We start from the raw sequence: 12,234 nt of genomic DNA, 5'->3' as shown, positions 1-12,234 counted from the left end.
GCGTGGGTGTCTCAGCCTCTCGTGGATTAGAGGCGGTACATGATGCTATCGTTCCAGAAGCGGTCGAGGCGCTGCAGAAGCTTGTTCATCTGGGTGAACTCGTCTGTGCCGATGCCGCCGACCTTCTGGATCGAGCCGATGTGGCGCTCGTAAAGCTTGGCAACAGTCTCGGCGATTTCCTGGCCGGCATCCGTCAGGCTGATGCGGACCGAGCGACGATCGACGCGCGAGCGCTGGTGGTTGATGAAGCCGAGGTCGACGAGCTTCTTGACGTTGTAGGAAACGTTCGAGCCCAGATAATAACCGCGCGAGCGCAGTTCACCGGCGGTCAGTTCAGAATTGCCGATGTTGAAGAGCAGGAGTGCCTGGACGGCGTTGATGTCGGAGCGACCCTTGCGGTCGAACTCGTCCTTGATGACGTCGAGAAGGCGGCGGTGAAGACGCTCGACGAGGTGGAGGGATTCGAGGTAGAGCGAACGGATCGCTTCTTCCTGCGGGTCGAGAGTGGCCGGCTGCGGCTTGAGCTTGGTGTTCATATCGGTCTGCCTCACTGTTTTGTTTGGCGGTGTTGGTTTTTTCTCCCGCCTTGGTGAGGACCGTATCCAATGCGCATAAAATTCTATTTAAAACGCAGGCTTAACAGAGGCTTACTAAAGCCCAGCCTGCGATCAGGGTAAATCAACCGTTATACGCTCCTGCTTGTGTCTCCCTTCGAGCCACAACGCCAGGCGGAAAACAACGAAGACGACAAAGACCACCGAATGCATGGTGACGGCGAGCGTGTTGCGGCCGAAGATCTCCGGCCAGACGGTGAACATCAGCATCTGCCCGCCCGCTGCCAGAAGCCACATCACCGGCCCCCACGAGCCAGCAACCCAGAGGCCGAGGGCGGCGACCGGAAACACGACCGCAAGCCCTGTGGCCGCCACCCGCCAGGGTGTCGACAAGAGATCGAAGCGGCCGAGGCCGTTCTGGCTGTAGCCGACAAGGAGCGCCCAGTACTGCAGACCGAACCACAGGCAGGACAGCGCCACCACGCGCAGAAAGAGCACGAAGATGGTCTCGGTGAGACTGCGAATGGGTGTCTGCGACGAATCAGCTTCCATGGATGGAAGATAGGCTGGCGACAATGCCTCCGCCAGCACGGCTAGCCGCCCTCCCCTGCTGATGTCAGCCCCTCTGCCAGGCGCCTGCTCAACAAAACACAGATCACGCATCTTCAGGCTACTGTTTTGCAAGCCCCGGTCGGCGTGCTAATCAGCAGCCGGACAGAGACGAAGGATCGCGATCATGACGGACAAGACACATCAGGTAGACGACGTCACCGGCCACCGGCGCATGCGCCGCCTGCGCAAGGCCGACTGGCAGCGCCGCATGGTTCTGGAGAACCGCCTGACGGTCGATGACCTGATTTGGCCGATCTTTGTCGTGCCGGGCTCCGGCATCATGGAGCCGATCGCGGCAATGCCCGGCGTCTTCAGAATGAGCGTCGACAAGGCGGTCGAGGCTGCCAGGGAAGCGGCCGACCTCGGCATTCCGGCACTCGCGACTTTCCCGAATGTGGAAATGGAGCTGCGCGATCAGACCGGCTCGGAAGTCCTGAAGGGCAACAACCTCCTCAATCAGGTAACAGCTGCGATCAAGAAGGCGGTTCCCAATATCGGCGTCATCACCGATGTGGCGCTCGACCCATTCACCAGCCATGGGCATGACGGCATCCTGCGCGACGGTGAAATCGTCAATGACGAGACGGTGGATCAGCTGGTGCGCGCTGCTGTTGCCCAGGCCGATGCCGGGTCCGACATTATTGCGCCCTCCGACATGATGGATGGCCGTATCGGAGCGATCCGCCGCGGGCTGGATGCCGCCGGTCACCAGAGCGTCGGCATCATGTCCTATGCCACCAAGTTCGCCTCCTGCTACTACGGCCCTTACCGCGAGGCGATCTCGACCAGCGGCCTTTTGAAGGGTGACAAGAAGACCTATTACATCGACCCGGCCAACGGCACCGAAGCCGTGCGCGATGCAGCACTCGATGTCGAGGAAGGCGCAGACATGCTGATGGTCAAGCCTGGCCTTCCGTACCTCGACATCTGCTGGCGCCTCAAGGAAAGCTTCGGGCTTCCTGTCTTTGCCTATCAGGTGTCCGGCGAATACAGCCAGATCAAGGCTGCCGCCGCCAATGGCTGGATCGACGGCGAGCGCGCCATGCTGGAAACGCTGCTCTGCTTCAAACGGGCCGGCTGCGATGGGATCCTCACCTATTTCGCACCCGAAGTGGCACGTCTTCTGGCCAAACAGGGCTGAGGTTCACGGATTATTGTATTCGGCATCGGGCTCCCCATATCTGAGGCACAACCTCAAAGGAGCCTGATATGAGCCTCGACAGCAATTCGTCCTATGCCGCCCCCGAAGACTGGCGCGCCTATAGCGGCGTGCTTTCGCGGCGCGTCTTTGCCTTCCTCGTCGACTACCTGTTCATCGGCCTCCTCTGGATCCCGGCGGCCGTGGTGGTCTTCTTTCTCGGCATCCTGACGCTTGGCCTCGGCTGGCTTCTCTATCCGATCCTGTTCTTCGTCGTCGCCGGTCTCTATTTCGGCATGTCTCTGGCGGGTCCGTCCCAGTCCACGCCGGGCATGCGGATGATGGGCATTGCCATGGTCCGCCTCGATGGTCGCAAGATCGACTTCGTCACGGCGGTCGCCCACCTCGCACTGTTCTGGATCCTCAACTCCGTGCTGACGCCGCTCGTGCTTCTCGCCGGCCTGTTCATCGAGCGTTCGCGCCTGGTGCATGACCTGCTGCTCGGCACGGCTGCGGTACGAACCTACTAAGCGTCACAATCTCCTATTGCGACAATGCACTCCGGCATCACGCCGGAGTGTTGACCTTTTTCATTCTTGCGCCATCCTACTTCTGACAGGTCACGCCAAAGGATTCTCTTCATCCGCATATGAACACGCAGACCAGCCCCTCCCCACAATTCTACCTGACGGCGCCTGCGCCGTGCCCGTATCTTTCGGGAGAGATGGAGCGGAAGGTGTTCACCCACCTGGTTGGGCAGCGTGCGACGGAGATGAACGATCTTTTGACACAAGGCGGTTTCCGTCGGTCTCAAAATATCGCCTATCGCCCGGCCTGCGAATCCTGCCGCGCCTGTGTGTCGGTCCGGGTGCTGGTCAATGAGTTCGAACCGAGCCGTGGCTTCAAACGCGTCGAGGCCGCCAATACGGATCTGGTTTCCACCGTCTTTCCGGCCCAGCCTTCGACGGAGCAATTCTCTCTCTTCCGCCACTATCTCGACCATCGGCACCAGAACGGCGGCATGTCGGACATGTCGGCGCTCGACTATGCGATCATGGTCGAGGACAGCCATGTGCAGACGCGGGTCATCGAGTACCGGCTGCGCTCACCGGGCGACGGCATCTCGGCCCAGCCGCGGGGAGAACTGATCGCGGTTGCGCTGTCCGACCTGATGAGCGACGGGCTGTCGATGGTCTATTCGTTCTACAATCCGGAAATGGAAAAGCGGTCACTCGGCACGATGATGGTGCTCGACCACATTCGCAGGGCCAAGGCGCTCGGCCTGCCGCATGTCTATCTCGGCTACTGGGTGCAGGGCTCGAAGAAGATGGGCTACAAGACGCGCTTCCAGCCGCAGGAACACCTGATGAACCAGGGCTGGACACGTTTCCCCCTCGATTCCGAGGGCTGAATCCATAAAAAGACGTGGGACGGACGGTCCCATTTCGGGACAGGTCAGCCCTTCGCAGCTGGATCGCTGCGAAGGGCTGTCTCATATCAGGACAGTTTGCGGATAATGCCGTAGACGATGTTCTTGTTCTGGCCGAAGCGCACGGTGGCTTCGACCGGAAGGTCACCCACGCTACCGTTGATAATGCGCCTCATGTCGGTCTCTGAGCGCAACAAAAGCGCCCAATTCATGAAGGTTTCCATGTAGCCATCGACCATGATATCGGTGGCAAAATTGGCAAACAGGAAAACACCATTAGGCTTGAGCATATTCAAGCAGCGCTGGGTAAGCTTTATGGAAACTTTGTCGTTCAAGTAGTCGTATAGCCCGGCCGCGTACACAAAGTCGAACTTTCCGAAGTCATGGCGACCGGCAAGAATTCCGCGCACCGAACCATCAACTGCTTCCACGCAGGTACCACCCAAGTCCCGGCTAATCGAACCTACACTGAGTGGATCCTGATCAAGCGCGACCCAACGTTTCAGACGACCTTCCTGTAAGGCAAAAGACCGGTTGGCTTCGCGCAAGTGGCCTGCGGCAATCGTCAGAACTTCCGCTCCGCTGCCGCGCGAAGAAGCAATTTCATCAACATGTTGGGTGAGAAGATCACGACGCTCGCGGACTGCAACTGATGACGACGCATCCTTGGTGTAGTTGTAGAGAGCTTTACCCAAAGGCGACGCCCCCGCAATTCTATCGGCAACACTCGGATGCCCGTAGATGAAGTCGAGCAACTGTGCATCCCCGGAATAACCGCGTGGCTTTTCGAAGGACCAACGAGTGAACGGGTCTTCCAGGAAGTACCTAGCAACCGGATGCTGTTGGGCGATCGGTATCAGCTGCTGCCAGACGCTGGGCGAATAGCGCTTCCGGATGTCGTGTAGAGAACCTGCAATCCGATGAATGATCTGTCGAGGCTCGGCACCCTGCTCGAATTGCTGCAAAGCTATTCCGAGGGTGAGGCCCAGCGCCGTGCGGGCTGTCCTTAACTCCTCATCCCTCCATTCCGTACCCGGCGCGACGACATGGGCGGCGATCGCTTCCGGAGTAATCAAGCTCTCACCGTCGAGTGTAAATCCAGTTTGACTCATATACCGCACCACCGTGAACAACGAAAACCTCGTTAATACTTCAGTTACCATATGTGCAGCTGCGAGATTGCGCGACTCGATTTGGTAACTTTTGAGGAGTTTGGTTAACAGCGCGGTGGTCGTCGTCCTGTGACGAGCCGGACCAATGCCTAGAGACTTGAAATATGGATACGAAAACACCTGCCGGGTCCTTCGCCGATGCGGATAACGCCGGAATGTTCAGAGAAAGCACGGGTGGATGATGGCTGAGAGACGGACTAACGGGCCGATCAAGCAAGCATCCCAAACCGGCGCAGTGGAGACCAATGGAACCTTTCATGTCGCACGCTGCCCTCAACGATCTTGAAGCGACTGGCAAAACCTGCCCAAGCCAAGCGCCGGTCTCGGCGTTGCGTAGGCTGTATCAGACCCATACCGGTCCTGTCCGCGTCACTAGTGCTCGACAGGGCCTGTGGGTCGCTGTCTTCGTCTACATGCTGTTTTCCGTCAGTGACCTCGTCCTCATCCCGGACGTGGCGTCTGCCACAATCCTCGCCCGCCTCGTGGTAGGCGTGGGGTCACTTGTAGTCCTTGAGATTTTCTGCTGGGGCAAAGCAAGGGCCAGCGTGATCGAAACGATTTCCGCGGCATCAATCGTGGCAGGATATGTCGTGTGGTTGCTGCCGGCGCTTCAGACTACGGCTGTCGAGAGTATTCGCCTCTACATGATCTTCGGCACCATTTTCATGATGGGGGCCAACCTCTTTTTCATTTTTCCGTTCGTGCTGTCGGTCGTTACCTCTGTCGCGGTGTTGGGTATCCTACTTGGCAGTATGCTGGCTATGTTCCCCGGCGATCTGGTCTACGCGATCAATTTCGGGCTCTTTTACGTTTCCTGCTTCATTTTCACCTCTTACGTGAACTGGAAGCTGAACGGGGAGCGCTACAACGTATTCTTAAACGCGCTTGAAGCGGCGCACCAACATCGAGAATCGGAAAAACGTGGGCTCGCGCTCGAGCGCCTCTCCAACACTGACTATCTGACTGGCGTCGAAAACCGCCGCGCTGTCGACAAGCGACTCCGCGACTACTGGAACGACTGGCAGAGCGAAGGCAAGGCCTTTGCTGCGATCTTGGTCGATGTCGACTTCTTCAAGAAATACAACGACTTCTATGGCCATCAGGCCGGCGACCGCTGCCTGATATTGGTCGCGAGCGTGCTCAACGACACGCTGAAGCCGCTCAATGCATCGGTCGGCCGCTACGGCGGCGAAGAGTTCATCGTGCTGTCACGCGTCACGGGCCGCGATCAGGTCATGGCGCTCTGCGAGATCATCCGCAGCGCCGTCGAGGGACTGCATCTCGTCCACGACCAGCGACGTGATGGTCAGGCGGTGGTGACCGTCAGTGTCGGTGCCTCCTATACGCGTCCGCAGAGCGGCCCCAAGCTCGAACGCATCATCAACGAGGCGGACCGGGCGCTCTATTCGGCCAAGGCGAACGGTCGCAACTGCATCCGGCTGTTCAACCCGAACGATCCGCTGACCAGCGACGACAATGAGAACATCGCGGCGACGCTGAGGATGGCGGTCAAGAACGACCTGGTTCATCTCGTCTATCAGCCGATCCAGAACCTTCGCACCGGCCGCATCGAAGCGGTCGAGTCGCTGATGCGGATGAAGATGGTCGACGGCACGCCGCTGTCGCCGGCCCAGTTCATCCCGGTCGCCGAGCGCACCGGCGCCATCCTCGATCTCGGCCTCTGGGCGATCCGCCGGGCCTGCACGGAGGTGCTCGCGACCGGCATTGCGCCGATGGCGAGCGTCAACGTCTCGGCCATTCAGCTCAAGTCGCGCGGTTTTGCTCTGGCCGTCTCGACGATCCTTGAAGAGACCGGCGTCTCCGGTTCGCAGCTCGCCTTCGAGATCACCGAGGGCATCGACATGGAAGGACAGTCGGATGTCATCCGCTGCATCACCGATCTGCAGGCGCTCGGGATCCGCATCTGGCTCGACGACTTCGGCACGGGCTTTGCCGGCCTCTCCTGGCTGCGCCTGTTCCCATTCGACACTGTCAAGATCGATCGCTCCTTCCTGCAGGATGCCCGCCGTCCGGCAGGGCGCGCCATGCTCGAGGACATCATCCGCCTCATCCGCAATCGCGGCCTGAAGATCCTGATCGAGGGTCTGGAGACGGCCGACCATGTCGAGCTGATGCATGAACTCGGGATAGAACTCGGCCAGGGCTATTATCTCGGCCGCCCCGTGCCGATTGACGAAGTCAAGATCAAGTCCTTTCCGCGACTGGCGAGCGTGTCCGGTCTTTGAGGGCGAGTGCTGATTGACCCCAGAAATGGACGATCGACACCTCTGCGTTTCCTGAACGAAATCAGTAGTATCCGGCCAGATTCCAATCTGGACGGATACACGCATGAGCACGGTCGACGCAACTCAACGGACCGGACAGCCTGATTTTGCCGAGAAGCTGCTGAAAGACACCTCCATCAGGGTGAGCGACAGCTATCTTGATGCCTTTCGCAGCCATGTCGATCCGGTGCAGCATGAAGCAGGCACACTCCTCTTCCGAAAAGGCGATGACAGCAGCTTCGCCATCCTGATCGCCGAGGGCGAGATCGAGGTCTATGACGAGGAGAGCGGCAATGTTCTCGCGATCGCCGGCGAAGGGTCGCTCATCGGCGAACTAGGGCTGATCAGCGGCGATCCGCGCAGCGCTTCGGCCAGAACGCTGACCCCGCTGCGTGGCTGGAAAATCGACCGCGCGCAGTATCGCGAGTTCCTGAGCGATCGGCCCGAACTCGCCACCCTCTTCTTCCGCAAGATCTATGCCCAGCTGTCGGCGAGTTACGGCAAGCTCAGGCAACAGTTCGTGGCGCTCGAAGAGGCCGACCGGCGCTATCACGCGCTGGCCTTCCTCTTCGTCACCATGGTTCTGATGATCAACATCTACGCCCTGGTGAACAGCCTCATCCTGACCAATCTCAAGGAGACCCATCAGTCGCAGGTGATGTTCTGGACTTCGCGGGTGATGGAAGTCTGGGGCGCCTTCGTCATCTGGGGACTGACCGTGCGCTGCGGTCTGACGCGACACGACATGGGCATCCGGATGGAGAATCTCTGGAAATCGGTCGGCATGGGACTGGCCATCAGCGCCGTCGCTCTGGCCGCCATGGCCTATTTCCGCACCATTCTCTATCCGGAGCTTCAGGGAACGCCGATACTCGACCCGAAGCTGGTGACGATCACCGTCTACACCTACATCATTGTCGCGCCACTGCAGGAGTGGATCTGCCGCGGGGTGCTGCTGACGGCGATTGCCGATCTGATGCCGGGCAAAACCCGCCCGATGTCGGCGATCGTGATCACGTCCTTGATCTTCTCCACCCTGCATCTGCACTATTCCCAGTCGCTCGCCGTGGTCGCCCTCGTCTCCGGCATCGTCTGGGGCTGGCTGCACCTGAAATACCGCAACCTTGCCGGGCCTATCGTCTCGCACTTCATCCTCGGCAATGCAGCGACGCTGATGGGTGTCTGGTCGATCTGGGAGCGTGGCTGACAGACAAAAGCCGGCCGCGAGGCGACCGGCTGTCATTGTGTGAGGCCTTGGGATCAGCCCGAGAATTTGCCGCTGCGCGGGAAACCCTTCGGGACAAGGCGGCCGGCCGAGGCGCGATCACCCTGCCATTCGACCAGTTCATCCTTCGTCTTGGTGAAGGTGCGTCCGGCACTGTCGGCCCATGTCAGACCGTCTGCGATCGCGAAGAACTTGACGTCGGAGATGCCGCCATCCTTGTAGCGCTGCAGGCGCACGCCCTTGCCGCGGGTCATTTCCGGGATCTGGGTCAGGGGGAAGACGACGAGCTTGCGGTTCTCGCCAACGACGGCGAGATGATCGCCGCTGACGGGCACCACGAGCTTTGCCTCATCCGGCATGCCGACATTCATCACCTGCTTGCCCTTGCGGGTATTGGCGATCACTTCGCCTTCCGGCACGATGAAGCCATTGCCCGCTGTCGAGACGAAAATCAGCTTGCGGCTGGAATCATGGACGAAGGCCGTCAGCACGTCCTGATCGTTTTCCATGTCGACCATGATGCGCAGCGGTTCGCCATGACCGCGACCGCCGGGAAGCTTGTCGCCGCCGAGCGTGTAGACCTTGCCGCCAGTTGTCACTAGCAGGATCTTGTCCGTCGTCTGCGCCGGGAAGGCCACCTTCAATCCGTCCCCTTCCTTGAAGGTCAGCGACGAGGTATCGGCGATATGGCCCTTGAGTGCGCGGATCCAGCCTTTTTCAGAGATGACGACGGTGATCGGTTCCTTTTCGATCATCGCCTGCTGGATTGCCTCGACATCGGCATCAGGCGCGTCGGAGAACACGGTGCGGCGGCGACCGAGTTCGGTGGCCTTGGCGTATTTCTTCTTCACTTCGCCGATTTCCCAGGCGACCGTCTGCCACTGCTTGTCCGTGGAGGCGAGCAGGGATTCGATCTCGGCCTTTTCCGCCGACAGCGCATCGTGCTCCTTGCGGATCTCGAATTCCTCGAGCTTGCGCAGGTTTCTGAGGCGCATGTTGAGAATGGCTTCGGCCTGGTTGTCGGTCAGATCCCATTTGGCGATCAGGACCGGCTTCGGCTCGTCCTCCTCGCGGATGATCCGGATCACCTCGTCGAGGTTGAGATAGGCGATCAAAAGGCCGCCGAGGATTTCCAGGCGCCGGTCGATGGCAGCCAGACGGAACTTCGAACGGCGGATGAGAACGTCCTTGCGGTGGGCGAGCCACTCGGTCAGCACCTCGTTGAGGGCCATGACCTTGGGCACCTTGCCCTGGGACAGCACGTTCATGTTGAGCGGAATGCGGCTTTCGAGCTCGGTGAGCTTGAAGAGCGATTCCATCAGCAGCGTCGCGTCGACCGTGCGGCTCTTCGGAACGAGAACGAGGCGAACATCTTCCGCACTTTCGTCGCGCACGTCTTCCAGAAGCGGCAGGCGGCGGGCTATCAGCAGTTCGGCGATCTTTTCGATCAGGCGCGACTTCTGCACCTGGAACGGGATCTGGGTGACGATGATCTGGTAGCCGCCGCGGCCGAGGTCTTCGGTCTCCCATTTGGCACGGACGCGGAAACCACCGCGACCGGTGCGATAGGTTTCGAGCATCGAGGCGCGGCTCTCGACGATCACGCCACCAGTCGGGAAGTCGGGGCCTTCGATGCCGCCGCGTTCCGGATGGGCGGGATCTGCCAGCAGCTCCTCGACGGGCGCGCCGGGGTTCTTGATCAGGTAGAGGGCCGCGTCGCAGAGCTCATGGGCGTTGTGCGGAGGAATGGACGTCGCCATGCCGACCGCGATGCCCGAGGCGCCGTTCGCCAAGAGGTTCGGGAAGGCACCCGGCAGAACCGTCGGCTCGTCGTCTTCCTCGTTATAGGTCGGGCGGAAGTCAACTGCGTCCTGATCGATGCCCTCGAGCAGCAGGGCCGCGACGTCGGTCATGCGGGCTTCGGTGTAACGATAGGCGGCTGCACTGTCGCCGTCGATATTGCCGAAGTTGCCCTGCCCGTCCACGACCGGATAGCGCTGCGAGAAATCCTGCGCGAGGCGCACCAAGGCGTCATAGACCGACTGGTCGCCATGCGGGTGGAACTTACCGATGACGTCGCCGACGATACGGGCGCATTTCTTGAAGGCCGAGTTCGGGCGAATGCCCATCTCGCTCATCGCGTGGATGATGCGGCGATGCACGGGCTTCAGGCCGTCGCGGACGTCCGGCAGCGCACGATGCATGATCGTCGACAAGGCATAGGCGAGATAGCGCTCTTCGAGCGCCGCCTTCAGGTCAACAGGAAGAATGTGATCGCCACCCTCATCGGGCGGAAGCTGATTTGTCCCCATGGGTTTCCCCTATCGGAGAAGACCCGCAACAGCAAGGAATCCGGGGATTCTGCCTGTGGATTAAGGCGATGTGATCGCCATCACGCCGCAATCTTGCTGCATCAGGCTATGGCGAAAACCGGTGGACGTTTTTTCAATCCCACTTATAAATATCGCCGACCAATTTTGTCCGCACTTCTCGCGGAACCAGCACGAAGGACCTTCTCATGACCCAGTACCGCTCCACCCGACTTCTGCTCGCGAGCGCTGCGCTCACAGTCTTCGCCGGTCCTGCCTTTGCGCTGGACGGGCAGGATTTGTTGAAGAAGATCAATGCTGCCTTCGCGACGGGTGGCAGCAACATCACGGCTGAGAACGTCGAGGTCGATGGATCGAACGTCGTCTTCAAGGGCCTGAAGCTTGGGGTGGAAGGCGCTACGGCTGAGAAGCCCCTGATGCTTGAAGAACTGACGCTCGAAGGCGTGACCGAGGAAGAAGGCGGCGCCTACTACATCGAGCGCGTCGAATTCCCCGAGGTTAACGTGACCGAGGAAAAGTCGAGCTTCAAGGTTCAGGATCTCTATCTGGCCGGCGTCTATGTGCCCGGCGACGCCAATGCCGAGGGTATTGATTCGCTGATGTTCTACGAAGAGGCCCATAGCGGTCCGGTCGACGTCACTGTCGATGGCAAGTCGGTGTTCTCGATGGCGGAAGCGGTCGGCACGATGGGCCTGTCGGACGACGAGAGCACGATCACCTTCGAAGGCACAGTGACCGGCGTGAAGGCCGATCTCAGCACCGTCGAAGACCCGCAGACCAAGGCACAGATCGAAGCGCTCGGCCTCACCACGCTCGACGGCAGCATGAACATGTCCGGCAGCTGGGAAGTCGAAAGCGGCACGATCGACATCGAGGACTACTCGATCGATTTCGCCAATGTCGGCAAGCTCTCCCTCGCCTTCTCGATGTCCGGCTACACGCTCGATCTCGTCAAGCAGATGCAGGAACAGGCCCGCATGATGCAGGCACAGCCGCAGAACGAGCAGGCCCAGCAGGCAGCGGGTCTTGCCATGCTCGGCCTCGTGCAGCAGATGACGCTGGTCGACGCTCAGATCCGCTTCGAGGATGCCGGCATCACCAAGCGCGGCCTCGACTATGCCGGCAAGAGCAACGGTGCCGACGGCGCCCAGATGGCGCAGATGGTCAAGGGCATGGTCCCGATCCTGCTTGCCCAAGCCAAGCTCGGCGCGATCCAGAACGAAATCTCTGCCGCCGTGAACACCTATATCGACGATCCGAAGGCGCTGACCATCGCTGCAGCGCCTGCCAATCCGGTCGCCTTCCCGATGATCATGGGCGCCGCCATGGGCGCACCGGAAACCATTCCGGGCCTGATCGGCCTCAAGGTCACCGCCAACGACTGATCGTTATCGATTGATGGAGAAGCCCGGCCCGCGAAAGCAGCCGGGCTTTTTTATACCTTGGATCAACGAAAAAGGCCGGGATCGCTCCCGGCCTTCGTCATTTA

10 protein-coding genes are annotated in these 12,234 nt (G+C 60.1%); 6 read left to right on the top strand and 4 right to left on the bottom strand.

Annotated features, from left to right (window positions below):
* Positions 1–26: 26 nt before the first annotated feature.
* A complete protein-coding gene (gene ldtR / locus GH983_RS06220) occupies positions 27–536 on the bottom strand; it encodes a transcriptional regulator LdtR (protein ID WP_054150565.1) in 510 nt (169 codons plus the stop codon).
* Between the two features lie 132 nt (positions 537–668).
* Entirely contained in the window at positions 669–1,106 is a 438-nt protein-coding gene (locus tag GH983_RS06215) for a DUF6163 family protein (protein WP_054150564.1), read from the bottom strand.
* 184 nt (positions 1,107–1,290) lie between these two features.
* Here GH983_RS06215 and hemB point away from each other — a divergent pair, with 184 nt between their 5' ends.
* From hemB to GH983_RS06200, 3 genes are all read left to right on the top strand, one after another.
* On the top strand, positions 1,291–2,307 hold the full coding sequence (hemB, locus tag GH983_RS06210; protein ID WP_069041676.1) for a porphobilinogen synthase: 1,017 nt from the start codon (positions 1,291–1,293) through the stop codon (positions 2,305–2,307).
* 68 nt (positions 2,308–2,375) lie between these two features.
* Complete coding sequence (locus GH983_RS06205; protein ID WP_069041677.1) at positions 2,376–2,834, top strand: RDD family protein; 459 nt, start codon at positions 2,376–2,378, stop codon at positions 2,832–2,834.
* 119 nt (positions 2,835–2,953) lie between these two features.
* The gene (locus tag GH983_RS06200; protein WP_069041678.1) at positions 2,954–3,715 is read left to right on the top strand and encodes an arginyltransferase; all 762 of its coding nucleotides are present in this window, start codon (positions 2,954–2,956) and stop codon (positions 3,713–3,715) included.
* 86 nt (positions 3,716–3,801) lie between these two features.
* Here GH983_RS06200 and GH983_RS06195 read toward each other — a convergent pair whose 3' ends face one another.
* Positions 3,802–4,845 carry a methyltransferase gene (locus GH983_RS06195; protein WP_069043841.1) on the bottom strand — a complete coding sequence of 348 codons (1,044 nt, stop codon included), beginning with the start codon at positions 4,843–4,845 and terminating at the stop codon, positions 3,802–3,804.
* A gap of 317 nt (positions 4,846–5,162) precedes the next feature.
* Here GH983_RS06195 and GH983_RS06190 point away from each other — a divergent pair, with 317 nt between their 5' ends.
* Both GH983_RS06190 and GH983_RS06185 read left to right on the top strand, forming a co-directional pair.
* Entirely contained in the window at positions 5,163–7,151 is a 1,989-nt protein-coding gene (locus tag GH983_RS06190; RefSeq protein WP_150127406.1) for a bifunctional diguanylate cyclase/phosphodiesterase, read from the top strand.
* Between the two features lie 103 nt (positions 7,152–7,254).
* Positions 7,255–8,397 (top strand): type II CAAX prenyl endopeptidase Rce1 family protein, encoded by a 1,143-nt coding sequence (locus tag GH983_RS06185; RefSeq protein ID WP_153761947.1) that lies wholly within the window; start codon positions 7,255–7,257, stop codon positions 8,395–8,397.
* Between the two features lie 53 nt (positions 8,398–8,450).
* Here GH983_RS06185 and parC read toward each other — a convergent pair whose 3' ends face one another.
* The gene (gene parC, locus GH983_RS06180; RefSeq protein ID WP_153761946.1) at positions 8,451–10,727 is read right to left on the bottom strand and encodes a DNA topoisomerase IV subunit A; all 2,277 of its coding nucleotides are present in this window, start codon (positions 10,725–10,727) and stop codon (positions 8,451–8,453) included.
* 206 nt (positions 10,728–10,933) lie between these two features.
* On the opposite strand from parC, the gene GH983_RS06175 reads away from it, so the two are divergent.
* Positions 10,934–12,130 (top strand): hypothetical protein, encoded by a 1,197-nt coding sequence (locus GH983_RS06175; RefSeq protein WP_153761945.1) that lies wholly within the window; start codon positions 10,934–10,936, stop codon positions 12,128–12,130.
* The last annotated feature ends 104 nt before the right edge of the window (positions 12,131–12,234 follow it).

Origin of the sequence: Agrobacterium sp. MA01, from assembly GCF_009650195.1 — a bacterium.
GTDB lineage: Bacteria > Pseudomonadota > Alphaproteobacteria > Rhizobiales > Rhizobiaceae > Allorhizobium.
The sequence above is the reverse complement of the archived record's forward strand: the minus strand, read 5'-3'. Positions and strand labels throughout refer to the sequence as shown.